The 24,337-nt window shown below is 39.5% G+C and carries 26 protein-coding genes; 13 read left to right on the top strand and 13 right to left on the bottom strand.

The genetic code is table 11. The features are described from left to right. Position 1: 1 nt before the first annotated feature. The 9 genes from NXS00_RS16645 to NXS00_RS16605 all read right to left on the bottom strand — a co-directional run bounded on the left by NXS00_RS16645 (position 2) and on the right by NXS00_RS16605 (position 8,667). Complete coding sequence (locus tag NXS00_RS16645) at positions 2-2,650, bottom strand: BamA/OMP85 family outer membrane protein (RefSeq protein ID WP_258100380.1); 2,649 nt, start codon at positions 2,648-2,650, stop codon at positions 2-4. Positions 2,651-2,652: 2 nt separating this feature from the next. Beyond that, on the bottom strand, positions 2,653-3,390 hold the full coding sequence (uppS, locus tag NXS00_RS16640; protein WP_258100379.1) for an undecaprenyl pyrophosphate synthase: 738 nt from the start codon (positions 3,388-3,390) through the stop codon (positions 2,653-2,655). An 82-nt stretch (positions 3,391-3,472) separates the two neighbouring features. Continuing rightward, positions 3,473-4,183 carry a type IX secretion system protein PorG gene (porG, locus tag NXS00_RS16635; protein ID WP_258100378.1) on the bottom strand — a complete coding sequence of 237 codons (711 nt, stop codon included), beginning with the start codon at positions 4,181-4,183 and terminating at the stop codon, positions 3,473-3,475. Positions 4,184-4,187: 4 nt separating this feature from the next. Beyond that, positions 4,188-5,285: a DUF6089 family protein gene (locus NXS00_RS16630; protein WP_258100377.1), complete on the bottom strand. Its 1,098-nt coding sequence runs from the start codon at positions 5,283-5,285 to the stop codon at positions 4,188-4,190. 52 nt (positions 5,286-5,337) lie between these two features. Beyond that, positions 5,338-6,213, bottom strand: coding sequence for an NAD kinase (locus NXS00_RS16625; protein WP_258100376.1), 876 nt, complete (start codon positions 6,211-6,213; stop codon positions 5,338-5,340). Positions 6,214-6,218: 5 nt separating this feature from the next. Continuing rightward, the gene (locus NXS00_RS16620) at positions 6,219-6,884 is read right to left on the bottom strand and encodes a CBS domain-containing protein (protein WP_258100375.1); all 666 of its coding nucleotides are present in this window, start codon (positions 6,882-6,884) and stop codon (positions 6,219-6,221) included. Beyond that, a complete protein-coding gene (locus NXS00_RS16615) occupies positions 6,881-7,636 on the bottom strand; it encodes an alpha/beta fold hydrolase (RefSeq protein WP_258100374.1) in 756 nt (251 codons plus the stop codon). The genes NXS00_RS16620 and NXS00_RS16615 overlap by 4 nt, the downstream gene beginning before the upstream one ends. A 29-nt stretch (positions 7,637-7,665) precedes the next feature. Then, positions 7,666-8,205: a CvpA family protein gene (locus NXS00_RS16610; protein WP_258100373.1), complete on the bottom strand. Its 540-nt coding sequence runs from the start codon at positions 8,203-8,205 to the stop codon at positions 7,666-7,668. A gap of 9 nt (positions 8,206-8,214) precedes the next feature. Then, entirely contained in the window at positions 8,215-8,667 is a 453-nt protein-coding gene (locus tag NXS00_RS16605; RefSeq protein ID WP_258100372.1) for a GatB/YqeY domain-containing protein, read from the bottom strand. A gap of 48 nt (positions 8,668-8,715) precedes the next feature. Between NXS00_RS16605 and NXS00_RS16600 the strand changes: the two genes are divergently transcribed. Genes NXS00_RS16600 through metK form a run of 4 tightly spaced genes read left to right on the top strand, consistent with a single transcriptional unit; the run spans position 8,716 to position 12,222 of the window. Next, positions 8,716-9,435: a pyridoxine 5'-phosphate synthase gene (locus tag NXS00_RS16600; RefSeq protein WP_258100371.1), complete on the top strand. Its 720-nt coding sequence runs from the start codon at positions 8,716-8,718 to the stop codon at positions 9,433-9,435. Between the two features lie 4 nt (positions 9,436-9,439). Then, positions 9,440-10,201, top strand: coding sequence for an alpha/beta fold hydrolase (locus NXS00_RS16595; protein WP_258100370.1), 762 nt, complete (start codon positions 9,440-9,442; stop codon positions 10,199-10,201). Then, the gene (locus tag NXS00_RS16590; RefSeq protein WP_258100369.1) at positions 10,198-10,911 is read left to right on the top strand and encodes an SAM-dependent methyltransferase; all 714 of its coding nucleotides are present in this window, start codon (positions 10,198-10,200) and stop codon (positions 10,909-10,911) included. The genes NXS00_RS16595 and NXS00_RS16590 overlap by 4 nt, the downstream gene beginning before the upstream one ends. Before the next feature lie 57 nt (positions 10,912-10,968). Beyond that, positions 10,969-12,222, top strand: coding sequence for a methionine adenosyltransferase (metK, locus tag NXS00_RS16585; protein ID WP_258100368.1), 1,254 nt, complete (start codon positions 10,969-10,971; stop codon positions 12,220-12,222). Positions 12,223-12,283: 61 nt separating this feature from the next. On the opposite strand, the gene NXS00_RS16580 is transcribed toward metK, so the two are convergent. Further along, positions 12,284-12,937 carry an SDR family NAD(P)-dependent oxidoreductase gene (locus tag NXS00_RS16580; RefSeq protein ID WP_258100367.1) on the bottom strand — a complete coding sequence of 218 codons (654 nt, stop codon included), beginning with the start codon at positions 12,935-12,937 and terminating at the stop codon, positions 12,284-12,286. 166 nt (positions 12,938-13,103) lie between these two features. On the opposite strand from NXS00_RS16580, the gene NXS00_RS16575 reads away from it, so the two are divergent. The 3 genes from NXS00_RS16575 to NXS00_RS16565 all read left to right on the top strand — a co-directional run bounded on the left by NXS00_RS16575 (position 13,104) and on the right by NXS00_RS16565 (position 16,531). Beyond that, positions 13,104-14,321: a hypothetical protein gene (locus tag NXS00_RS16575; protein WP_258100366.1), complete on the top strand. Its 1,218-nt coding sequence runs from the start codon at positions 13,104-13,106 to the stop codon at positions 14,319-14,321. Positions 14,322-14,385: 64 nt separating this feature from the next. Next, on the top strand, positions 14,386-14,751 hold the full coding sequence (locus NXS00_RS16570) for a BlaI/MecI/CopY family transcriptional regulator (RefSeq protein WP_258100365.1): 366 nt from the start codon (positions 14,386-14,388) through the stop codon (positions 14,749-14,751). Beyond that, the gene (locus NXS00_RS16565) at positions 14,744-16,531 is read left to right on the top strand and encodes a M56 family metallopeptidase (RefSeq protein WP_258100364.1); all 1,788 of its coding nucleotides are present in this window, start codon (positions 14,744-14,746) and stop codon (positions 16,529-16,531) included. Before NXS00_RS16570 ends, NXS00_RS16565 begins: the two co-directional genes overlap by 8 nt. Before the next feature lie 103 nt (positions 16,532-16,634). On the opposite strand, the gene NXS00_RS16560 is transcribed toward NXS00_RS16565, so the two are convergent. From NXS00_RS16560 to NXS00_RS16550, 3 genes are read right to left on the bottom strand one after another with little or no spacing between them, the layout of a single operon-like run. Next, on the bottom strand, positions 16,635-17,828 hold the full coding sequence (locus NXS00_RS16560; RefSeq protein WP_258100363.1) for a sodium ion-translocating decarboxylase subunit beta: 1,194 nt from the start codon (positions 17,826-17,828) through the stop codon (positions 16,635-16,637). Positions 17,829-17,832: 4 nt separating this feature from the next. Then, positions 17,833-19,713, bottom strand: coding sequence for a biotin/lipoyl-containing protein (locus NXS00_RS16555; protein WP_258100362.1), 1,881 nt, complete (start codon positions 19,711-19,713; stop codon positions 17,833-17,835). Positions 19,714-19,719: 6 nt separating this feature from the next. Next, positions 19,720-19,962, bottom strand: a complete 243-nt coding sequence (locus NXS00_RS16550) for a hypothetical protein (RefSeq protein WP_258100361.1) — start codon at positions 19,960-19,962, stop codon at positions 19,720-19,722. 583 nt (positions 19,963-20,545) lie between these two features. On the opposite strand from NXS00_RS16550, the gene NXS00_RS16545 reads away from it, so the two are divergent. The 6 genes from NXS00_RS16545 to NXS00_RS16520 all read left to right on the top strand — a co-directional run bounded on the left by NXS00_RS16545 (position 20,546) and on the right by NXS00_RS16520 (position 24,250). Beyond that, positions 20,546-21,247, top strand: coding sequence for a hypothetical protein (locus NXS00_RS16545; RefSeq protein ID WP_258100360.1), 702 nt, complete (start codon positions 20,546-20,548; stop codon positions 21,245-21,247). Between the two features lie 187 nt (positions 21,248-21,434). After that, positions 21,435-22,247, top strand: a complete 813-nt coding sequence (locus tag NXS00_RS16540; RefSeq protein WP_258100359.1) for an alpha/beta hydrolase — start codon at positions 21,435-21,437, stop codon at positions 22,245-22,247. Positions 22,248-22,312: 65 nt separating this feature from the next. Beyond that, positions 22,313-22,669, top strand: coding sequence for a nucleotidyltransferase family protein (locus tag NXS00_RS16535; protein WP_258100358.1), 357 nt, complete (start codon positions 22,313-22,315; stop codon positions 22,667-22,669). Next, entirely contained in the window at positions 22,662-23,000 is a 339-nt protein-coding gene (locus tag NXS00_RS16530) for a HepT-like ribonuclease domain-containing protein (protein WP_258100357.1), read from the top strand. Before NXS00_RS16535 ends, NXS00_RS16530 begins: the two co-directional genes overlap by 8 nt. Positions 23,001-23,098: 98 nt before the next feature. Continuing rightward, positions 23,099-23,623 (top strand): RDD family protein, encoded by a 525-nt coding sequence (locus tag NXS00_RS16525; RefSeq protein ID WP_258100356.1) that lies wholly within the window; start codon positions 23,099-23,101, stop codon positions 23,621-23,623. A 210-nt stretch (positions 23,624-23,833) separates the two neighbouring features. Continuing rightward, positions 23,834-24,250 (top strand): hypothetical protein, encoded by a 417-nt coding sequence (locus NXS00_RS16520; RefSeq protein ID WP_258100355.1) that lies wholly within the window; start codon positions 23,834-23,836, stop codon positions 24,248-24,250. The last annotated feature ends 87 nt before the right edge of the window (positions 24,251-24,337 follow it).

Raw genomic sequence — 24,337 nt, 5'->3', positions numbered from 1 at the left:
GCTATCTAATTTGTTGACCTATAGAGAAATGGAATTGTGGTCCGCTTACTTCCGTTGATCCCGGAAGCGGATCCAATCCATATCCCCAATCTAATCCTAATAAACCAAATGCTGGCATAAATATTCTAACGCCGGCACCCATAGATCTGTATAGATTGTATGGATTAAATTGTTGGATATCACTCCAGTTATTACCTCCTTCAAAGAACACTAACCCGTAAATAGTGGCTGATGGGTTTAATGAAACTGGATATCTCAATTCCATTACAAACTTAGTAAAGGCAGTACCACCTTCATTATCGTCACCATTCAGAGCTCTATTTTCATACCCTCTCAATCCGATCACATCCGTACCTAGTACGAAGTTCTGTCCTGTAAGACCATCACCACCGAGAGTGAAACGCTCAAATGGTCCAACTCCAACTTTATCAGAGTACGATCCCAGGAATCCGAAGTGGGCTCTAGGAGCTAGTACCAAATCTCCTGCCAATTTTAAATAATATCTAAAATCAACGTTCCATTTGTGATATTCTAAGAACTTAAAGTTATCATTTCCCTCTTCACTATAATCACGATTATTAAGTAATGAGTATGGAGGGGTGAACGAAGAACTTACAGAAATAGATGAACCACCTCGTGGATACATTGGCTGATCTACGGAGCTTCTGGCTATTGTATTGTTGAAAGTAAAACTATATGCATCTCCTGCAATTCTGTAAAACTGAGTATATGCCTGCCCTTGAACATTATACTTCTGCATAGAGATCGAGTTTGACAATTGGAAATAATCGTCAGGCCATTTCAATCTTCTTCCTAATGATATTGTCGCTCCAGTTAGCTGAAGTTTACTGTAAACATCATTTCTATTTCTTAAACTCACGTTTCGCTGAACAGAGTGATTGAAACTAACTCCAAAGTTATTCGGATTTCTTCCTCCTAACCATGGCTCACTGAAGCTCACAGAATAACTCTGATATCTCACTCCATTAGCTTGCATTTGTACAGAGAACTTTTGTCCATCACCCATCGGCAACGGCCTCCATTTGTCGAAGTGAGGTATATTCCTAACTGAGAAGTTATTGAAACTTAACCCAAGAGTACCAATGAAGCCAAAGTTTCCACCCCAACCACCTGAAAGTTGAATTTGATCATTAGGGCGTTCGACTAGTTGCCACTCAATATCTACTGTTTCATTAGCAGGATTTGGAGTTGGTACTGGATTAACCTGCTCTGGATCGAAATAACCTAACTGAGCAAGTTCTCTTTGAGTACGAATAAGCAATGTTCTATTGAACTTTTGACCTGGTAGTGTTCGAATTTCCCTTCGAATTACATGGTCATTTGTTTTGTCGTTACCACTGATAATGATTTCATTGATAGTAGCCTGTGGACCTTCATACATCCGCATTTCTACATCAATCGAATCTTCAAAAATGGCAGTTTCAACTGGGGTTACTCTGAAGAACAAATAACCATCATCCATATATAATGAACTGATGTCAGTGCCGGTAGGGTTGTAATTAAGTTTCTTATTGACAAGATCCAAATCATATACATCCCCTTTTTCGATACCTAAAACCTTATCAAGTGTCTCAGAATCGTAAATAAAGTTACCAGTCCAAATAATATCTCTGAAGTAATATTTCTTCCCTGGATCTACGTATATATCAATATTGAGATGTTTATTATTAATCGTATAAATAGAATCCCTAATAATCTCAGCATCTCGATAACCTTTAGCATTATAGAAGCCAATAAGCATCGACTTGTCTTCAGTATAATCACTTTTTACATACTTAGAAGACTTGAAGACATTCACGTTAGCCACCTCACCAAAATAATCCTTTAGGTCGTTGAAAGACTTCTTTTCTCTATGCGTAGCAAAGTGATATAAGTTAACTGGGTTTAATAAATTAACCGTTTTCTCTAGCAGGTCTTTAGGTAAATGAAAATTAGGAAGTTCACCTGTTTTTTTAAGCTTTCCTCTTAGACGTGTTGAAGCAAAAATAGTATCACCATAAAAATTGATGTTTTTGATTTTTACTTTGCGATTCTTCTCTACATCAATAATTATACTAACGCTATTTCCTCTTATGGTGTCTTTCTTTTGAATAATATCTACCTCAGCATTCAGGTATCCTTTTCCCTGTAAATAACGGGTAACAGCTAGTTTGGTATTTTTAATAACGACATCAGTGAGGATCTTACCTCTAACAAGCTCAATTTGGTCTTTAACCTCTGCAACCTGGCTTTTATTAATTCCTTCAAATTCGTAATTGGTTAATCGAGGCCTTTCACTTAACTCTATTTTCAACCAAATTTTATCCATCTCAATTTTCGTAGCCACGATGGATACATTTCCGATAATACCCTGCTTCCAAAGCTTATTTATGGCATTAGAAATATCATCTCCAGGAATCTTAATCTTGTCACCTACTCTTAATCCAGACAAAGAAATCAGCGCAGTGTTATCTAAAAACTCTACTCCAGAAACCTCAATATCTGCTATTTCATACTCTTTTGGACTCGAATAGTTGATAGTACTCCCGCCACTATTGGAGGTCTGTCTATTTTTACCAAATACAATTTGCGCAGTAGCATTTTCCACCACAACCAACAAACAAATTGCTAGTAATAAGTTTTTGATCATTTTCACAGATTAACCTGTTCGCTTATTTTCCCAAATCTTCTTTCCCTTCCCTGATAGGCTAGAATGGCCTCAAATAGGTGCTCCCTTCTAAAGTCAGGCCACAATACAGGTGTAAAAAACATCTCTGTATATGCCATCTGCCACAGTAAGAAATTGCTTATTCGCATTTCACCACTAGTTCTGATCAATAATTCGGGATCATGAAAACCAGCGGTAGAAAGATATCCCGCAATCACACTTTGATCAATATCCTCAGGATTGATAGTACCTGCTTTCACATCATCTGCAATAGCTTTGGTAGCTTGAGTCAAATCCCATTTCCCACTGTAATTCAAAGCCAAGATTAGTTTCAAACCAGTATTGGTAGAAGTTTCTTGAATTGCACTTTCTAGTTTAGCACGTGTCTCTTTTGGTAACTCCGATCTATCACCAATAGAATGCAAACTGATATTATTTTTTTGTAACGTAGGAAGCTCATCTTTAATTGTGGCTACTAATAAACTCATTAGCCCAGAGACCTCTGCTTTTGGTCGTGCCCAATTCTCTGTACTGAAGGCATATAATGTAAGACAATCAACGCCCAATTCTGCACATCCTTCGGTAACCTCACGTACTGCTTTAATAGCATTTTTGTGACCAAAGATCCTTGCAGCACCCTTTTGCTTAGCCCAACGGCCATTACCGTCCATAATTACGGCAATGTGCTTTGGTAAATTGTTTGAATTGATTTGCTCCTTCATTCCCTACTACGCCAAAAATACGAAAGACCACAAAGTTGTGTTTTTTTTTACTAACGCGGAATTATTAAACATTTTTTAACGACTAGTTCGCTCGGATGCGTGAAAGTATAGCCCTATTTGGGACATAAGGATATGGACATGGTATCTTGTATAGAACAAAAGTCAAATTTATTCCTGTGTAGAAATACCAGTCTTTGTCATTTGGATTTCCAAATTGATAGTTATTCTTAAATGAAACATCACCATCTGAAATTCCATCTAAATAATCAAAAAACGTTTTTCTGGCACTTGCCTCAATACCCAAGGTGAGTTGCTTGGTTAGTTCGTACTTTATGCCGCCACCCATCGGAATAACAACTTGAAGTTTATTAAAGTCTTCATAAGTTGGCTCTACACCCATAATGTTTGCAAACCCAATTCCTAACAAAGCGTATGGTGCCCATGGAATTCTAGATTTATCAGATCTATATGGTAGGAAATGATATTCAAATACAGAACTCAGTTCTAGTATCTGATGATTAAAATTATGTTGGCGTTCTCTTCCCAGTGCATCAAAATACTTATCATCACTCGCCGAAACACCCATATATGTGATGGCCGTTTTAAGACTAACGATATTAGAAAAATTTAAACGCAACAAGCCTGTGACACCAGGCTTAGTCATGGAAAGATGTGGGTAGTGTACTATGTCACCTGTATAATGCGAAGCTCCTACTCCTCCACCAAATTCTACAAATTGTGAATGAGCAGTAAAGCTCAATAAAACAGAAATTAATAATACACTTGATTTCAAACGACTATCTGAATTTAGCTGACTTTCTTACTTGTCCAAGTATCATTGTCAACTTTAGGGTAGTCGAAAAAATCATGTCTTTATCTTTAGGATTACCTCGAATGGCTTGCTCTTCACCCTCATGCAATCCCCCTCCAATACCATATTCACCACCTGCAGAATAGTACCTGTTACCATCGCTCATAAGACCACCGATAACCGTAACGTTTCTGTCTTCACCTGCCCAATAAGCTGTTGGCTCGGCACTTCTATCTGACATAATTCTTGCCAATGGATCACTAAAAGCCCAGTAAGGCACATATCCACCACTTACATCATCTATATAATCAGTAAATAAGTATCTATATCCCATTTCCAGACTAGCACTGAACGGGCCTGGCAATCTCATTCTGACACCCAAAGCAACTGGAATTGACAATTGAAATGGACTGTATGATCTAACGTCTGATCCATCAACAAATTGCCCTTCTGTTCCTAATTTTCTCAATCGAACCCATTCACCAGCACTTGGAGCTTCAATTGTGCTGTTAGCACCTCCAGTCGTGTAATCAAAATCAGGAACAAGACCCTTTGGCTCATGATGGAAAACTGCTAAACCTGCCATCAAATAAACATTAAAGTCAGGTCGGACATTAGGACCTCCCCATGTTGGCAGTAAAAAGAACTCAAAACCAACATGAAGTTCTTTGATATCATTCCTAAAACTTAAATTTCTTGTGTAGCGTGGAGCAGATTCAGGATCATTTGGATCAGAAGTAATATCATCCCCTTTTATTCGCCCATAATTGAAGCCTGCCCTTACAGCTATTCGTTGATGAAATCGTGCCCCAATTTCGCCTCCAAAACCCGGTCTAGTAAAGGACACATCTGTACTAGCTGCTCTATTAACTGGAGCTAAATCTCCATAATAGTTGAGAGCGTTTATATTAAATGATGCGAAATTGTATGGCCTAAATCGACCTGCTCCCCTATTGGTATAGTTGGATATTCTTTTGTTCTTATGTCTTCTCTTGTATTTGTTGCCAAATAGCTGAGCGTTGGCATCAGTTAGACCGATGCTCAAAAGAAGAATAATAGACGGTAATAATACTTTTAACCTCATAAATATGCGCGCAATAGTGTGCAAAGATAAACCAAATCAGTAATTAATAAACCTAATTTCGTTTGTCAAGGCCCCAAGTTAATTTATTTCGAAGGGTATCTAGAAAGGATGTGCCCTTAATTTTGATCAATTTCGACGAAAACGGTGCTTTCTTCACATGAAAATCTACGGAATCAGAGACCGCTTCGGATCTAGAATCCAAAGAAACTTGATAAGATTGATTGCGAGACTCCACTCTAAACATCAAAGAACTGTTCTCTGAAATAATCAAAGGACGCACATTTAAGTTATGTGGGCTGATGGGAGTAATGATGAAGTTTTTGGTGTCTGGGATTATAATTGGCCCTCCACAACTCAATGAATAACCAGTTGATCCTGTAGGGGTCGCTACCATTAAACCATCCACCCAGTAAGTATTGAGAAATTCACCATCAAGATAACTATTCACTGTTATCATGGAAGAAGTGTCCTTTCTTAAAATAGCAAACTCGTTTAGCGCATAGCTTTCTTCACCAAAGAGTCCAGAATCAGTCGTTAGTTGTAATAAAGAACGCTCTTCATAAGTATATTCACCTTGAAAATAAGACGTCAGAGCATCTGCTATATTTTCTCTGGAAATGACCGCTAAGAAACCTAGTCTACCCAGGTTTATTCCAAGAATCGGCACTTCTGAAGACCCGACATGTGTTAACGTCTCCAATAAAGTCCCATCTCCGCCCAAACTAAACACAGCCTCAAATTGCTCCATGTTTTTCCTTGGTTCATACTTGGGGAAGTCTGAGAATAGATCTTTATCTACATCGATTCCAGAAATTCCGGGACTGACATATATTTCTCTACCATTAGCCTGAACAATGGAAATGATGTCTTCAACGTATTTGATGGAATCAGGAGAGATTCGTCTCCCATGAAAGGCAATTTTGCCCATTATCTCTAGAGTTTAAGATACTTCATTAAAATATCAATGCGTTCTTTCTCATCGAAGCTAGAGTCAACCACATTGTATGAATTCTCCACAAAGAAACCACTTTGTTCTAGAGAGGCAATGATGTGTGTGATTTCTTCCTTATTTATTTTAAGCGTAAGATGAAGATTATCTGGATCATCTGCATGCGGACTTAAGTAACTACTCAAAATCTTCGCCTCATTGGCTTCAATTATTCTACTGATTTCTGAAAGTGAATAATCGTGATATTTCAACTTAATCCCAATGATCGCACCCGGAGTGCTGACTGATGAGTTTTTCGCAAACGCCTCAACCACATCTTCGATTGATACTACGCCTAAATATTGGTTTAGACTATCTACAACAGCCACAATTCTGAAACCTTCAACTCCTGAAACTTTGAGTACTTCATAATAGTGATGCCCGGCTTGTACCACACAACTTTGTCCTACCAATGGATAATCTCCAACATTTGGATATTGAAGTTCCTCATTGAGAAGTAATTCTTCATCTATTATGCCAATGAACCGACCATCTTCCACAACAGGAAGCTCTGACAAACGCAACTCATCCATCCATAGCTTTGCCTTGGATATTTTATCCTGAGGCTTCAATGGCGGAATCATATAGTTGATCAGATCTTTGGCGTTCATACTAACTCTTTTTCAAGAAACTCTTCTAATATAACGTTAAATTCTTCTGGACGTTCCATCATCGGCGCATGACAGCATTTGTCAATGAACCTTAAGGTCGTATTAGGTATCAATCGATCAAACTCATGAGCTACGTAAGGAGGAGTAATTGTATCATTCAATCCCCATATCAACAAAGTTGGCACCTTGATATTCGGAATATCATCAGCCATGTTATTCCGCTGTGCAGATTTAGCTATTGCTACAATACGCAAAGCTTTTGGGATACTCTTTGTTGTCTCAAAAACTTCGTCCACCAAATCCTTAGTGGCGGTAGCTGGATCATAGAATGTGTAGGCCACACGCTCCTGAATGTAATCATACGAGCCTCTTCTTGGGAAAGAGCCTCCCATTGCATTTTCAAATAGCCCTGAGCTACCTGTAAGAATCAGAGTGTTTACTTTTTCAGGATTTGCTAGCGTAAAAATCAAGCCAACATGTCCACCAAGACTATTACCAATAATATTCACATTGTCCAATGACATTGCTTCAACAAACTCTTCTGTGAATTTATTGAGCGAATCCAATCCAGCTGTTTTCACTGGCATTGTGTAAATCGGTAAAAGGGGGATGATCACTCTGTATTTCTGAGAAAACTTATTAACCACACTTTCCCAGTTACTTAAAGCACCAAACAAGCCATGAAGTAAAAGCAATACTTCTCCTTCACCTTCATCTATATAACTGAATCCTTTATGTTCTTTTATTTGCATCTATCTTAAATTAACAAAAGAAAACACAATTATGTGTACACTTCTTTGTGTTTATCACCAATATTTTTCAGCGAATCTATCATATCCTGAAGAAACGGGAGCATTCTGGAAACCAACTCGAATGTTGCCGGACCAAGATTCTTAATAAAAGGATAAATCAATGAGCCATCAGATTGTTCTCCAGTAAGTCTAAGACCGATGGAGTCAAACACCCAAAAGAATACGCTAATGATAAACGCCCACTTGAAAATACCGGCAATCGCTCCAATGATATTATCAAACAACCCTAAAAAAGTCAGGTCCAAGACCTTTTTGAGAGCTTTAGCAATCAGGTTAATAATTAATATAACGATAACGAATAAGCCTATAAATACGGCAATTGTGATGGCCTGGAAATAATCACTCGAATTGAAAAAATGATTGGCAACCGGTATCGTTAGCTTGATAGCAGCAAAGAGACCAACGAAAAAAGCTAGAAAAGAGAAGATCTCTACTACTAGCCCTTTCATGTACCCTTTTATTGCACCAATAATGAAGATTACTATGAAAAATATATCTAAATAATTCACCCGCAGTTCTTATTGATTCAGTAGCTCTTTAACCTTTGCAGAGATCGCCTTTCCATCTGCTTTACCTGCCAGCTTTTTAGTAGAAGCGCCCATCACTTTACCCATATCCTGTGGGCCAGAAGCTCCAACTTCAGCAATGATAGCTTTTAACTCAGCCTCCAATTCTTCTTCAGTAAGTTGTTTTGGTAAGAACTCTTCAATTACTTCTAGCTCACTTTGTTCTTTTGCGGCCAGGTCATCTCTTCCTTGCTCTTTAAATATTTCTAAAGAATCTTTTCTTTGTTTAGCTGCTTTGGTTAATAACTTCAATTCTGCATCTTCAGAAAGTCCATCGCCTCCTCCTTTTTCTGTCTCAGCCAATAAAATCAACGATTTGATAGCTCTTAATGGAGTCAATCGCTCCTTTTGCTTATTCAACATCGCTTGCTTGATTTCTGCTTCTATTTTAGTTTTTAAACTCATAATCTATTTTTTCTGAACAAATTTGCTTTGAAATAACGTTGATCATTCATGACCAAACTTAGCGTAAACATCAACAAAATTGCAACGTTGCGCAACGCTCGAGGGGGGAATAATCCCAATGTAGTGCAAACGGCAATTGACTGTGAAAGATTCGGAGCACAAGGAATAACTGTTCACCCCAGACCTGATGAAAGACACATTACTTATAAAGATGTGATGGAGTTAAAGGATGTGGTAACAACAGAATTCAATATTGAGGGATACCCAGATGATCGCTTCATGGAAATCATTGAAAAGGTTCGTCCTGCCCAGGCAACACTCGTCCCTGATGGCCCAGATGTGTTAACATCATGTGCAGGATGGGACACAGTTACTAATGAATCTAAGCTGTCTGACATAATTAAAACCATCAATGAATGGGGGGTTAGAACATCTGTTTTTGTAGATCCGGACATTAAAATGGTAGAGGGCGCCTCTAAAATAGGAGCACATAGAATAGAACTGTATACAGAGCCATACGCGAGCGGATTTTCGGAAGATAAAGTAAAAGCAACAGCTTCATATGTAGCCGCTGCTAAAAGAGCCAAAGAAATCGGACTTGGTTTAAATGCAGGACACGATTTGGATCTGAACAACCTTAAATACCTCAAAGAAAACATTCCATATCTGGATGAAGTCTCTATAGGGCATGCATTGATCTGTGATGCGCTCTATTATGGATTAGAAAACACCATCCAGATGTATTTAAGACAGCTGCAAGAACACTAACTACATGAAATTAAACTTTAGAAAATACGGATCTGGACACCCATTATTTGTTCTACATGGCGTATTCGGTTCTTCTGACAATTGGCAAACACTTGGCAAAGGTTTTAGTGAACACTTCACTACTTATCTCATAGACCTAAGAAATCATGGCAATTCACCTCATAGTGATGAGATGAACTATCAAGTGATGACCGATGATCTTTTAGAATTGATGGAAGATGAGGGACTAGAATCAATTTATTTGGTTGGTCACTCTATGGGAGGCAAAACTGCGATGCATTTCGCAACCATGAATCCAGATAAAGTAGACAAACTAATTGTTGTAGACATTGCTCCGAAGTATTATCCTCCACATCATCAGCAGATCTTTGAAGGGTTTCATTCGATCAATTTGGCAACACTTCAATCTCGAAAAGAAGCCGATGATCAAATGGCCAAGGTCATTACGGAATTTGGTGTACGTCAATTCATTCTTAAAAACCTGGGAAGAGATTCTGACAACAACTTCGAATGGAAATTAAACCTAGCTGCAATAGAAGCCAATATCGATCAGGTAGGAAGTGGCATTGCTGACAATGCTGTTTATGAAAAACCCACACTTTTCATTGGTGGTAAGAAGAGCAATTACATTAAAGAAGAAGATTACTCTTTAATATCAAGCCATTTCCCAGAAGCTAAAATAGAAATGATCGATGATGCAGGTCACTGGGTGCACGCCGAGAAACCTAAAGAGCTTTTTGAATTGGTGATTGATTTCTTATCATGAGTAAAGGATCTCTATTTCTAATTCCTACCTACCTATCAGAATCAAATGAGGCTAGCTTTTTGGCTCCTATGGTTCTTGATGTGGTGAAGAACACTCAGCACTACCTGGTGGAGAATGTACGTACCGCTAGAAGGTTTATCAGCAGTCTAAAACTTGGACTAGATATTTCTGAACTGAAGTTTGAAGTCTTAGATAAAAAATCTTCTCCTGCGGAAGTCAGTGCAAGAATGAATTGGCTCAACCAGGGACATGATGTTGGTGTGATTTCTGAAGCTGGACTCCCAGGACTTGCAGATCCAGGTAGTTTGGCAGTTGCGTTTGCACATCAAAATAACATGCGAGTATTTCCTTTGCCTGGACCATCATCCATACAAACTGCGGTTATTGGATCCGGATTCAGTGGACAGCAGTTCACCTTTCATGGATACTTACCTATTCAAAAAGCAGACAGAGCAAAATCCATTAAGAAGTTAGAGCTAGACCTTAGATCAAGCAGTTATACACAAGTGTTCATGGAGACACCCTTTAGGAACAACCAGTTAATGGATGACCTCACTAAAAACCTTTCTGGGAACACTTTGCTCAGTGTTAGTTCAGATATTTTTGGTAGTCAAGAATTCATCAAAACCTTGCCTATCTCTCAGTGGAAGAAAGAAAAGGTAGATTTACACAAAATACCAACCGTGTATTGTATTGGTCAATTCACATAAAAAGTGTACAGAATTCACCGAAAATCATAAATTTGCAGCCCTAAATAACTATAAAGTATGTCATATCTATTTACTTCAGAATCAGTCTCAGAAGGACACCCAGATAAAATTGCGGATCAGATATCAGATGCATTGGTAGATCACTTCCTGGCATTTGACCCTCAGTCTAAGGTAGCGTGTGAGACTCTTGTAACAACTGGTCAGGTGGTACTTGCAGGTGAAGTAAAATCCAAAACATACTTAGATGTACAGCAGCTAGCACGTGATGTGATCAAGAAAATTGGTTACACTAAGTCTGAATACATGTTTGAGGCTAACTCTTGTGGCATTCTTTCATCTATTCATGAGCAATCTCCTGACATCAATCAGGGTGTAGATAAAGTAGATCCTAAACTTCAAGGCGCTGGTGATCAAGGTATGATGTTTGGTTATGCTACAGATGAGACAGCTAACTACATGCCTTTGGCTCTAGACATTTCGCATAGAATATTGTTAGAACTCGCTGCTTTAAGAAGAGAAGGTAAAGAGATAGAATACTTAAGACCTGATGCAAAAGCTCAGGTTACTATTGAATACTCTGACGACAATCAGCCAATCAGAATTGATGCGATTGTTGTTTCTACCCAGCACGATGATTTTGATGAAGAAGCTACAATGTTGGCTAAAATCAAGTCTGACATAATCAATATTCTAATCCCAAGAGTAAAGGCTCAGCTGGGAGAAGATATTCAGAAGCTTTTCAACGACGATATTAAATACCACATCAACCCAACAGGTAAGTTTGTTATTGGTGGACCTCACGGAGATGCTGGATTGACCGGTAGAAAAATTATTGTGGATACTTACGGAGGTAAGGGTGCTCACGGTGGTGGAGCTTTCTCTGGTAAAGATCCATCTAAAGTGGACAGATCTGCGGCTTACGCTACACGTCACATTGCTAAAAACTTAGTAGCTGCTGGACTTTGTAAAGAAGTGTTAGTGCAGGTTTCTTACGCCATTGGTGTGGTAGAACCAATGGGTATTTTCATAGACACTTACGGCACTGCGAATGTGGATATGACCAATGGTGAGATCGCTAAGAAAGTACAAGAGATCTTTGACATGACTCCTTATGGTATCGAAACAAGATTGAAACTTAGAAACCCAATGTACCTGGATGCTGCTGCATATGGTCACATGGGTAGAACTCCAGAAACGGTAACAAGATCATTCACCAATGGTGAAGGGGAAACGAAAGAAATGACTTTCGAGACATTTACCTGGGAAAAGCTGGACTATGTAGATCAAGTAAAAGCAGCTTTCGGACTGTAGATTTCTGAACTTCTAAAAATATGAAAAGCGACTTTAACGAGTCGCTTTTTTTGTATTTCCCCTAATACTCCACCAAGCTAAAATCTTTGTAAGGATCCGTATGAATCTTCCAAAATTCGTCAGCAATCATGGTAGGGTTGTATTTCAAGTCTTTGGCCTGTACGTATCCATTGACTACCACGGTACCTACTTTAATATTGGTGTCCGCTAGCTCCTTGCCAAGCTGCTGAGCCAGATTAAGCACCGCTGCTTTGCCTATAGATAAGGAACCATAATTTGGATGAGGGTCTTGGGACAGCCCTCCTCCTGTTATCAAAATAGTGCCTTTGTTGGCTTTCTTCATTGGCCGAACCACTTGCTTCACGGAGTGCAATGCTCCACCTACGTTCACCTTGATGTCTGCCGCTATAGAAGCAATGCTTTCTTTCAATATATGTTTGTTTTTGATCTTCGCCGCATTGTAGTGAAGCACTTCGGGATCACCCATATCTGATTTCAAATCACGAAATGCATTGGTCAGCTGACTCTGAACAGACACATCTGCTGTGTAGTATTCACTGGGAATACCGTCTTTAAACAGCATCTCTTTGAAGACTTTAAGCTTTTCCTCGTTTCTGGCAATCATTCCGATCTTGTATCCAGCTCTCCCAAAACGCAGAGCAACAGCATAGCTAATGCCTCCTCCCATGCCCACAATAGCGATGACTTTTTCCATAGTTTAAAAAATGTAGTGACTTCTATAAAAGATGTTTGCCGTGCTATTTGTTTGAAAAGCACTCAGATTCTGAACTTTAGCTAACACTTAAATTATAGCAAGCAACTCATCAGTTGTTTGGCGTATTTCGTAATTTCATATTACTATCCAAACTCCATTCACTCCAATGAAAACACTATTTATTGCCCTAGGCTTTGTATTGCTGATGCATCAGTATTCATTTGGACAATTCAGGTCCGACAGAAAAGTACTTAAAACGCTTATAAAGACTAAAGAAGGTGATATAAGTGGTTACTTATCTGGGGCTACTACAGATTCTCTTTATTTGTTTTCAATTGACTATCAAAAAGACACAGCAATAGCCATTCCCATTGTCGATCGTATCGCCATTCTCCAAAAAGGCACATTCCGTGATAGCTTCTTCAAAGCATTTGCCTTGAGTGAAACAGCAGTATTAGTTACTGCACTTCAAACTGACGATTTCTTAGGGCCTGTCTTTTATGTTTTTTTAGGCAATATATTTATTGTAGCGCCGGCCAGTCTTATTTCAGGATTGGTGAGCACGACTCCTAAAATAAAATTGGATTTGTCCCACCAGCAGGACATTTCGCAACTATGGCAATCCAGATTGAGCAAGTTTTTTAGAAATCAGAATGAGTTTATAAGAACTCCTACAGGCATTACACAAATTAATGAACTTACTTTTTCAGAGGAAATTAACCCAAAACAGCTACAGCTAGGTTACAGTCCGGTCTATCATATCAGTGCACTTCAATTCGGAACCACATGGAGTAACATACACTCAGCTATACAGAAGCATCTTCCGAATGGCAATGATTTTTATGATGATTCTGAACGACTTCAAGGTCAGATTGGGTTTGCCTATTGCCCTCATTTGGATTGGGAAGTCGGTTATCTTTTCCAATCGCCGGTTAGAAGCTATGAATATGGATATTACGAATTACAACCAGAGCAATACGTCAACGCGGAATATGATCTTGGCTATTTTGTTCATAGTATTCAAGTGCTTCGCAAATTCAGTAGTTTCCAGCAAGGAATAAGTGATAGTTTTCAGTTTAATGTAGGAGCCAATCTCTCATTGATGCCAAATAAATTGGAAAGCAAATTTTCGGTTTATGAGAGTGAAGTGTATGAAGAATCTACTAATACACAGAAATCTAATTCCGTTGGCCTTGGATTAATTGGATCTATTGATCACTATATGACCAAAAATTTCTCATTCAGATTATCACTTCAACATTCATGGTTTACACCTATAAATATTGATGGTTACCGAGTTGAAAATTACAATTTCGAATTCAACAGTGTTACGATTCATCCACAAACAACCAACATCTCTTTTGGTCTAAGAGGCTCATTCTAAGGTAAAAAGAAAGTTAACTAATTTGTTAGTTGTATAACTGATTTATCCGTTATACATTTAGGCTATGGAAAAACTCACCAAAGCCGAAGAGCCAATTATGCAGCAGCTCTGGAAACTCAAAAAAGCATTTGTCAAGGATGTGATAAGAGAGTTACCTGAACCAAAGCCTCCCTACAACACCGTGTCTTCCATTATTAGAATTCTTGAGACCAAGGGAATGATCGGCCATAAAGCCTATGGAAAGACTCATGAATACTTTCCTACAGTTACTCGACTCGAGTACAGCAAATTCCTAATGACCAGCATGATCAAAGAATACTTTGATGGTTCCTTCTCTCAGGTCATGTCTTACATGATCAAGAGTGACGAACTCAGCAAAGAGGAGATTAAAGAACTAAAAGCAATGATTAACGATAAAGACAATGGATAAACTCACAGCCTATTTACTCGAAGTTGGATTATCATCCGGCACACTCTTCCTGGGATTCCTCCTTATTAGACAGCACTTGCAGCCGAAAGTGAGAAGATTTGTTCTTCTAGCCTGCCTGATAGCACCAATACTAGCCAGCATTGGCAACTATACAGTGCATTCATCTACCTGGATACCTACTTCTTCGAAGGTCTCTAAACTATTTAATAATAGACCAGAAGCAATTGAACCAAAAGTTGCTGCAGAACCTACAACTCCTGTTGACAATGATAAAGCAACTCTGAATGCTACTTCTAAACCCATGAATGAGCCAACTCAAGAGGTCATATCTTCTGACTCTTCAAACCAGGTCAATTTTGGGTTGATCATTTATTTGATCGTTACACTAATACTAGTGAGCAAACTAATTATCTCATTGCTTTCGCTGAGATCACTGGTAAAATCTGCCATCTGGAATGATGAGCATCAAGTATACTTCATTGACAAACCGGGATTCACAGGAGCTTCATTTCTTAACTTCATCTTGATATCTAAAAGCCTTGATGGATCAGCTGAATATGATTCTGTGCTGGCACATGAGCAAGCACATGTTCGCAAAATGCACAGCATTGACATCTTATTGTCTGAAGTGATTACAGCATTGTTTTGGTACAACCCCATCTTCTGGATCATCAAAAATCAGATTAAGATCAACAATGAATATGAAGTAGACCAGGATATCACGTCCTCAATAGGAATGAAAAACTATGCGAATTTGCTAGTCGCACTTTCTACACGGCATTTATCTCATGGAATGTCCGTACTTAACAACTTCAGCTATCATAACACCAAGAAACGTATTCTCCAAATGCAAAATCCCGTGCAGCAGCGCCTGAGATCATTGATTTACATGATTCCATTTATCATGTTGGCTGTGTGGGTGGCAAGTTGCGATGTGGAGGGCTCTAATAGCATAAGTGCTGTTCCTTACACTGGACAACCTATCAAGTCAATAACCACAACATTTGTGAGTCATCAAAACGATACCGAAATCAAAGACATGAAGACTGTGGCGGTTGCTAACTTCTTACCTGATGGATCTTTGGATGAAGTGATTCAGCACATGACCTATCCTTACAATTTAGAACAACCTGTTAAAGTCAGCTTTTGGGGGCAAACAGATGCCAATGCAGTTCCTGTAGTACTTGATGGACTTAGCCTAAGCATTGCTGAGTATAACTTCTTATATGGAAATGACTGGCCAGCAAAATATGCGGAAGTAGTAGAGAAAAATCACCCGACATTTAAAAGTGTTGAAGATGAAGGTTTTTCAACTACAGTGACATGGAAAGATCAGAGATTACCATCCAAAATAGTCTCAGAAGAAAACAAAACACCAAAACCCTATATTACCAGTGACAATTCATTTTATGAGGAGTTTGATTATGACGGCAATCAACTAACCGATTACCGAAGGTTTGTAGAAATGGATCGACCAATTATAGAAAAGGTCAATGGAAAACCAGAAGTCAAAGGATATAAGCAAGAAATCTACAACGACCAACTATTTAACTTCGAATACACCGGGAATCTTCTTACCAAAGTCTCTGATAAAAAGGTAAGCTACGAATTTGAATATGAAGGTTCACGTTTAGTTGCCTCTACTTATGCTCTAAATGGGAAAGTTTACAACACTAGAAAGTACTATTACACAGACAGTGGCTTGAAAGAACGTACGGAGATATTTAATGTCTATGGCGATGCGGAATACTCTATTCATTACAATTATGAATTTTATTAATCAGAATGTTTGACTAGATAAAATCGATTCGACTTAACCAGTCCCTCGGCTGTGCCGAGGGACAAGTATCTGAAGGCTTTTAGCCTGACTATTAAAAACGCATTTACCCAGCCAAAAAGCTAATCAAAACTCCAGCAGCTACGGCTGAGCCGATCACTCCAGAGATATTACTGGCCATGGCATATTGCAATAAGTGATTGCTGGGGTCATGTTTTAAAGCTATGTCGTTTGCCACTCGGGATGCCATTGGTACTGCACTAAGTCCAGTGGCTCCTATGAGTGGATTAATTTTCTTCTTCGCAAAGAGGTTATACACTTTCACCGACATGATTCCTCCAGCAATGGATATCGCAAACGCGATGAATCCACCAACGATGATCAATATAGTTTCCATATTCAGAAAGGCCTTGGTTGTCATGGTGGCACCAACAGCTAAACCTAAGAAAATAGTAGCGGCATTCAGTATGGTATCCGAAGCTGCTTTGTACAGTCTACCCGTAGTAGCCCCAATCTCTTTGATCAGGTTACCAAACATCAGTAAACCGATCAAAGGCACAGACGAAGGAACCAACAAGGCGACAATCGTTCCCACTGCAATCGGAAAGATGATCTTTAATGTCTGTAGGTTCTTAATTGGTCGCTTGGATGGGAACAGCTTGTCTTGCTGCTTCATATTGATCAGCAACTCTTTCTTAGTGGTAGTAAAACGCACTACCAAAGGAATGATCACCGGAACCAAAGCCATGTAGGAATACGCCGCAATGGCAATTGGACCGAGTAAATGTGGTGCCAACTTAATCGTGGTATAAATCGCCGTTGGGCCATCTGCTCCACCGATGATTCCAAGAGAAGCAGCCTCCTTCAAGTCAAACCCAAAAGCTACTGCCGAAATCAACACCGTGAAAATCCCGATCTGAGCGGCTGCACCAAAAAAGGCCAACCGCAAGTTTCTCAGCATTGGACCAAAGTCCGTCAATGCTCCAACTCCAAGGAATATAATCGGTGGTAAGAATCCCGTTTTGATGAGTGAATAATAGACAAAGTTCATGATGCCATGCTCTTTGGCAATCTGGTACAGTGTCAGGCTCTCATCTATTTTCACCACGCCCATTTGTCCACCAGGGAAGTTGGCAATCAACATCCCAAAGGCAATTGGCACTAACAACAGCGGTTCGTATTGTTTCTTTATTCCCAGATAAAGCAGGAAGAAAGCAATCAGGAGCATCAACAAAATCTGTGGGTGATCGATGATGTCCTGGATGGCTGTCATCCGGTACAGTTTCTCAAAAAGATCCATCAGCTTAATTCAATTTGAATAGCACATCATCATCAAATACATCGTCACCCTCAGCCACCAGCACGTCCACTACCGTACCTTCCTGGTCGGCTTTTACGGCATTGGTCACCTTCATGGCTTCAATGTAACAGACGATATCTCCTTTTTTCACCATATCGCCAATCTTCAGTGGCTTCTCACCCGCCTCCTTCGTCAGATAGATCTTCCCTTCTAGTGGAGCGGTAATGGATTTGGCTGATCCATTGAGATGAACTTGTGGCTGTGGAGTGGCTTCTTTCATCTCTTCCTTAGCAGATGTTGTAGACTCACCGTAGCTCACAGATACTTTATAAACCTGACCATTGACAGTGATGTCCATATCTTTTGGCTGTGCAACAGCAGCAGGGGCAGCTGCCACAGGAGCGATAGGTGTTTCTGCTACTTCAGGAGCTTTTCGCTTAGCGATATCTGCTTCAAAGTCCGCCTTAGCTTTGCCTGATTTGTAAGCTTCATATTGTTGTGGGTGCATGGCATACTCGAACAACTCTTCGTCATCCTCTCCAGTATCCCATCCATTTTCTTTCATTTTACCACGGAATTCATCCAGTGCATCCGGCTGCAAGTCTTGTGGATCACCTGTAAAGAACTCTCGGCCTTGTTCCGCAGCTAGTTTCTTCAATTCCTCGGCCACTTCACCTGGTACATTTCCAGACTTACCTAGCAGCATGTCCCAGGTATTGTCATCCAGCAACGACCAGCGTTCCTTGCCTTTTTCCATCTGCATCACGTTCACCAACGCCGCATTTTTCACATACTGGCTATATGGTGTTACCAGTGGCGGATATCCCATTTTCGGCCAGATTTCCTGCACCTCATCAAAAAGCTTAATCAACAAGTCATCCTGCGTGATTTGAGGTTGATTGTTTTTCTCTTTGTACTTGTTCAGACTCTTCAGGTTGTTCTCCAAATCGGCCATCAACGAGCCCATCATACCTCCCGGTAAACCCGGACCGATCAATAAGGCATTCATCATCCGGTTTTTAGGACTGATGTAGTAGCCCAAAAAGTCATCGATAAACTCTTGAGTGAGCGAACGCACCTGCATGTAGGCCTTCATATTGATGTCTGGCAAGCTAAACCCTGCATCTTTGAGCATTTCATGCACCGTGATCAAATCCGCATGCGCTGTACCATATGAAAGTGGCTCCATCGCCACATCTATGAAGTCAGCACCATTTCTAGCCGCTTCCAAACTTGATGTCACAGAGAACCCTGGCCCAGCATGACCGTGATAAGTCACCGGAATGTCTTTGTTGATCGCCTTGATGCCTGCCACTAGCTTACCCATGGAGGCTGGGCGTCCAATACCAGCCATATCTTTGATACAGATCTCCTCGGCACCCATGCCAATGAGCTCTTCAGCCATTTTGAGGTAATAATCTACGGTATGCAGCTCCGAGTGCGTAATACACAAACACGTTTGAGCAATCATGCCACCCTCCTTCGCATAGTCAATGGAGAGTTTGAGGTTTTTAATGTCATTGAGTCCATCAAACGAGCGGGCAATGTCCGTTCCTTGCTTTTTCTTCAAGGCAAACATTAGCTTGCGCACATCGCGAGGCACCGGATACATGCGCAATCCATTCAAACCACGCTCCAGCATGTGTGTTTGGATGCCTACATCGTTGAAAGGCTGCGTCCAGGCTCTTACTGCTTTGTTGGGGTTCTCTCCGTAGAGCAAATTGATTTGTTCGAAACCACCACCGTTGGTTTCTACGCGTTTGAAGCACCCCATATCTATGATGGGTTCAGCCACACGAACTAGCTGATCTACTCGAGGCATGTATTTACCTGAAGATTGCCACATGTCACGATATACAAGACTTAAGCCGATTTCCTTACCCATGACTTTTTAATTTTTTGGTTCAATTTTAGTAATCCGACCCTGTCCCTGGGTAACTATTTCCACAGCTGCAGTAATGGCAGCAATCACGCCAGGATCATCCTTGCCAGACGGGGGAGTGCCCTCATCCGAACTTAGATTGTTGACAATGCGAATCAGAAGATTTCCTGTGAGTACTACCAGTAGGAGAACGACAAAAACGGTAATCATACCGATGCCCAGTAGTGTAAGAGCTGTTGATAGTTGGTCCATTTTTCGGGTTGTTGTGACATTAAGTTAATGAATCCCATTGGACAAGACGTCTAAACAAAGCTGAAAAAGTCTATGGACTCAGCGAATAACCTCAGTCATAGGTGGTAATGACTTTGGTCAAAACCAAGGGAGACGTAAGACATGAGCGGTTAGGTGCTAAAAGTGAAGTCTGGATGTTTGAGGCTTCGGAAAGCCTGTAGAAGGCACAAACGCAGAAGTTTGGGCATTCCGCAGGTGTGTAGACCTTGAAACATACATGTTTAGACCTTCTGCAAGCTGCAGAAGGGTGAAATCTCCAGTTTTGGGGCTTCCGCACATGTGCGGAGACCAGAAACATGCAAGAGTCAGTGTTTATCCTCTTTTTGGGACGCCCAGCCCCACAAATCGTTGCGCCAGACCGGCCCTAGCGGGTCTGGCGCCTCCTCCGCATCTGGTGGGAGTGTTGATTGGAAGGATGGAGCTTCGGGGTTGGTTTTTAACAAGTACAGGATCTATTATTTGAGGTTTTTTTCAAAATCCGTTATTTTGGAATAAATAATCCGTTATTAGAAATAATGCCATAATAAAACACCACTATAAGCCAATGAAACTAATTTTATCTATCTCTCTTCTAATCTTCGTTTTATCAATTAAAGGCCAAGATAAAAATGCCATAAAATACGTTGACAACTACATTAATGCAGCATTTTGGAAAGTTCAAGAAAACTATCAACCCTTAATAAAATGGCCTATTGATAAAGAAGTCATTAAGTATAAAATAGTCGGCAAACGAGAATATTTGAAGGAGAAGTCATGGAACAAATTCATAATTGAATTAAGCCAATTAATTGAAATCCGAATTATGGAGACAAATCAAAATGATTATGATATTCTAATATTCTTCGGAGATCTAATGGAATACGGAAAATTGGCAAATACTTTAATTCCAGTGAATGCCGACATTAAATTCAATAATTGGAGCAGTAGAAAATGGAATAAGGATTATTCTTTAACATCAGCAAGTTTCTGTATCGTACCTTCAAAAATCAATAATATGCAAGAAGGTATATTCAGGTTAAAATCAGGCTTATTGAAATCACTTGGACTTCTTGGAGAAATAGAAAATGAATACAGTATCTTTTATAAATTCCCTAATTCTTACAATGGCAGCCTCACTAGAGAAGACAAAAGAATAATAAAAATGCACTATAACGAATTCATTCTACCCGGTGCAACTCGAGACAATCTCTCTACTGAACTATTAGGTTTATCAAACATCAATGATTTATCCAAAGAAAAATTATAGGCAGACATAATAGACAGATATCTAATCTAATGGAGTCAATTAACACTCTAAGTCATCCATTCTTTTAAGTCTGAGCGACCCACTCAAACTTTTGGGAAATTAAGACCTATTTGTAACAAACAACTTAGCTGAGCGTCTACCTAAAAACTCGCTCATGCTCAATTACTTTAAGAGTCTTCTAATCTTTATGACATTCATAAGTGGGGAAGCGAGTTCTCAAGTCACGGATACTTTGGTCAATGTAGGTAACCATCGTTTGGCTTTTAAAATCATCAAAGGAAATAACCCTCCTATTCTTTTTGAGTCAGGAAATGGAGACAGTGGAAGTGTCTGGGAAAACATCTTGCCACCTATTTATGACGCTACAGGAGCAACCCTTATCACTTATGATCGAGCTGGTTTGGGCAGAAGCGAGATAGACACCTCCAATATTTCATTCAAGCAGGAAATCAATGATCTCAATATGGCCCTCAAAAGTCTCGGTTTCGATGACCCCATCTTTTTGGTAGCGCATTCATTTGGCGGTATTTATGCTACCGAATTTGCACGAAGAATTTCAGACAGAATAATCGGAGGTGTTTTTATTGATGTATCAACACCTTGTCAGCTAACTAAAGAGTACGCAAATAGAGTCTACACTTCTATTTCTGATGAAAACTGGTCAATGATTAAGCAATACAAACCAGGACTTTTTCATGTTTTGGACAAGTTTCCAGACATAGCAGCAATCATGTCCAAAAGAAATTTTCCAGACTCAATTCCCCTGACTGTAATTGCTGCAGAGCATTACAAACCTAATCCTCATATTGGAGAAACAGAGGAGGACATTCTCCTATGGAAAGAATGTCTGAAGAACCTTGGCCAACTTCCATTTCACAAATATATAACCACAAAAAACACGGATCACAAAGTCTGGGAAAAAGACCCTAAAACGGTGATTGATGAAATCTCGCAGCTCTATAATCGCACTATTAGTGGGTCACACCCCTCAAAAGAATAGAGTGCTTCAACAGGAGATATAAACCCGAGTTGTATTAAGTGTTCCGGAAGGTCATCTAACTCTAAATGGAAACGAGTGTCTCCAGACACTCCTATGACACCAATAACTTATTCATTGATTATCTTTATCAAGTGAAAACGAAAGAAGAAATCATTGATCAATTAAAAGCCCTAAAGGAAGGATTGCAAAAGTCTTACCCAATAGCTTCTATGGCACTCTTTGGTTCTTTTGCAAGATCTGAACAAACTCCAGATAGTGATATAGATATCCTTGTTGAGTTTGATGGCAAAGTAGGGTCTAAATTCATCGATCTGGCTAATGAGGTAGAAACGTCCCTTGGCCAAAAAGTAGATTTGGTATCCAAGAGAGGTATCAAACCGCACTATCTCCAATCAATAGAGCCTGACTTAATATATGTCTAAGAGAGACAATCAGTTGCTTATCTTAGATATGCTTGAAGCTGCCAATCGAGTCAATTCCTACACTCAAAATTATTCCTATCAGGAATTCATAGAAGATCAAAAAACGCTAGATGCTGTAGTTCGCAACTTTGAAATCATCGGAGAAGCCTCTTCTCGAGTAGATACTAACTTTCAAACATCCAACCCTCAAATTCCCTGGAGTCAACTAAAAGGATATAGAAATCGGTTAATTCATGAGTATTTCGGAGTGGATTATGACATAGTTTGGGAAATCATATCTGATGATTTAGACCTTCTAATTGACCAACTTGAAGCATTGAAAGATAATTAATCTAATGGTGTTAGAAGACACTGCTATAGCACCAATAACTTATTCATTGATTATCTTCAACATGTGAAAAGTAAATTCATTTGATGTAAAGACTAAATATGTCAAAACTCCCTCCTCAACCCAACCTCAAGCTCAGAATTGCAGCTACCATTATAGACTATGGCATTTGCATGACCTTCTGGGTCTGGTATGTCTATCAATTTGGCAGTCCAAATGATAAAGGAGGTTATAGCGTCAATGGTTGGCCCGCATTGATTCTATTTAGCACATGGTTCCTGTACTTTCCTATCGTGGAAGGATTCAAAGGACAAACTATCGGTCACTTGCTCTGTGGACTTAAAGTGGTCACTCTTAGTGGAAAATCCATTTCTATAAGTCAGGCATTGGTAAGAAGAATCGCTGACAGTTTCGAACTTTTTAGCACTTTTGGATTGATAGCTTTCTTGACGGTGAGGAATACTAACTTAAATCAACGCGTGGGAGACCTATGGGCCAAAACAACTGTCATTGGAGGAGAAACCGCCCGATGTAGTAACTGTGCTGCAGAACTGTCCCTCACTTTTGAAGAGACCATCAAAGGCTCATTCGAGTGTGCTGAATGTGGCACCAAACAAGAAAAATGAGATGAAATTATGTATCGTTTGGCTTCAATAACAGTTATCATACTTCTACCTATTCAACTTCTCTCTCAGTCAAGAACTCTTAATAACTTAAATATTGCTGAGGATTCAATTTTTGGACTAGATCAAAATGCGGTATTAGTCAAAGAGATTGACAGTGTCATCCAATCAACTCAATCATTCATTTCATCAAATCAAAATTTGGTAGGGTTAATGGCAAAAACTCATTCCTCGGACCAATTCGTGAAGGTGATTGATGATAACTGGCCAGATGATGTCTCCGCTTCAATCAATATATTGCACACGTCAAATAATCAACTGTATTACTTTGCGGAATACCCATTGAGTGAGTCAGGAGACTGGTTCATTGGCTATCGATATTATATCAATCCTAGCAATGGTAGCCTAATAGCATTTGAAAGATTGGCGAACTTCTTTAACAGTGAATGTACAAAAGGTGTAGCCTATGAACACTCTATCTATTATTTTTCTATTGTTGGAGAGCTAGTAGCTAAATCATATACTTTAGTTGATGATGAAGATGCAGACATTTCATTGAAAAGATGCTACTTCAACTATGATTATGCATATTCCATCGATCTAAAAATTACTCAACTTCTGGAATATTAACTTTCACGGATAACTCGAACCGAAATAAATGTTTACACGGTATAGAAAATAAAAAAGGCACCCACTAACCAGTGGATGCCTTCCGTG

The organism is Marinoscillum pacificum (assembly GCF_024714495.1).
Lineage (GTDB): Bacteria > Bacteroidota > Bacteroidia > Cytophagales > Cyclobacteriaceae > Marinoscillum > Marinoscillum pacificum.
The sequence above is the reverse complement of the archived record's forward strand: the minus strand, read 5'-3'. Positions and strand labels throughout refer to the sequence as shown.

Coding starts and splice junctions, on each gene's coding strand:
- NXS00_RS16645 (WP_258100380.1), bottom strand. CDS start 2,650: ATGATCAAAAACTTATTACTAGCAATTTGTTTGTTGGTTGTGGTGGAA.
- uppS (WP_258100379.1), bottom strand. CDS start 3,390: ATGAAGGAGCAAATCAATTCAAACAATTTACCAAAGCACATTGCCGTA.
- NXS00_RS16630 (WP_258100377.1), bottom strand. CDS start 5,285: ATGAGGTTAAAAGTATTATTACCGTCTATTATTCTTCTTTTGAGCATC.
- NXS00_RS16625 (WP_258100376.1), bottom strand. CDS start 6,213: ATGGGCAAAATTGCCTTTCATGGGAGACGAATCTCTCCTGATTCCATC.
- NXS00_RS16620 (WP_258100375.1), bottom strand. CDS start 6,884: ATGAACGCCAAAGATCTGATCAACTATATGATTCCGCCATTGAAGCCT.
- NXS00_RS16615 (WP_258100374.1), bottom strand. CDS start 7,636: ATGCAAATAAAAGAACATAAAGGATTCAGTTATATAGATGAAGGTGAA.
- NXS00_RS16605 (WP_258100372.1), bottom strand. CDS start 8,667: ATGAGTTTAAAAACTAAAATAGAAGCAGAAATCAAGCAAGCGATGTTG.
- NXS00_RS16600 (WP_258100371.1), top strand. CDS start 8,716: ATGACCAAACTTAGCGTAAACATCAACAAAATTGCAACGTTGCGCAAC.
- NXS00_RS16595 (WP_258100370.1), top strand. CDS start 9,440: ATGAAATTAAACTTTAGAAAATACGGATCTGGACACCCATTATTTGTT.
- NXS00_RS16590 (WP_258100369.1), top strand. CDS start 10,198: ATGAGTAAAGGATCTCTATTTCTAATTCCTACCTACCTATCAGAATCA.
- metK (WP_258100368.1), top strand. CDS start 10,969: ATGTCATATCTATTTACTTCAGAATCAGTCTCAGAAGGACACCCAGAT.
- NXS00_RS16580 (WP_258100367.1), bottom strand. CDS start 12,937: ATGGAAAAAGTCATCGCTATTGTGGGCATGGGAGGAGGCATTAGCTAT.
- NXS00_RS16575 (WP_258100366.1), top strand. CDS start 13,104: ATGAAAACACTATTTATTGCCCTAGGCTTTGTATTGCTGATGCATCAG.
- NXS00_RS16570 (WP_258100365.1), top strand. CDS start 14,386: ATGGAAAAACTCACCAAAGCCGAAGAGCCAATTATGCAGCAGCTCTGG.
- NXS00_RS16565 (WP_258100364.1), top strand. CDS start 14,744: ATGGATAAACTCACAGCCTATTTACTCGAAGTTGGATTATCATCCGGC.
- NXS00_RS16560 (WP_258100363.1), bottom strand. CDS start 17,828: ATGGATCTTTTTGAGAAACTGTACCGGATGACAGCCATCCAGGACATC.
- NXS00_RS16555 (WP_258100362.1), bottom strand. CDS start 19,713: ATGGGTAAGGAAATCGGCTTAAGTCTTGTATATCGTGACATGTGGCAA.
- NXS00_RS16550 (WP_258100361.1), bottom strand. CDS start 19,962: ATGGACCAACTATCAACAGCTCTTACACTACTGGGCATCGGTATGATT.
- NXS00_RS16545 (WP_258100360.1), top strand. CDS start 20,546: ATGAAACTAATTTTATCTATCTCTCTTCTAATCTTCGTTTTATCAATT.
- NXS00_RS16540 (WP_258100359.1), top strand. CDS start 21,435: ATGACATTCATAAGTGGGGAAGCGAGTTCTCAAGTCACGGATACTTTG.
- NXS00_RS16535 (WP_258100358.1), top strand. CDS start 22,313: ATGGAAACGAGTGTCTCCAGACACTCCTATGACACCAATAACTTATTC.
- NXS00_RS16530 (WP_258100357.1), top strand. CDS start 22,662: ATGTCTAAGAGAGACAATCAGTTGCTTATCTTAGATATGCTTGAAGCT.
- NXS00_RS16525 (WP_258100356.1), top strand. CDS start 23,099: ATGTCAAAACTCCCTCCTCAACCCAACCTCAAGCTCAGAATTGCAGCT.
- NXS00_RS16520 (WP_258100355.1), top strand. CDS start 23,834: ATGGCAAAAACTCATTCCTCGGACCAATTCGTGAAGGTGATTGATGAT.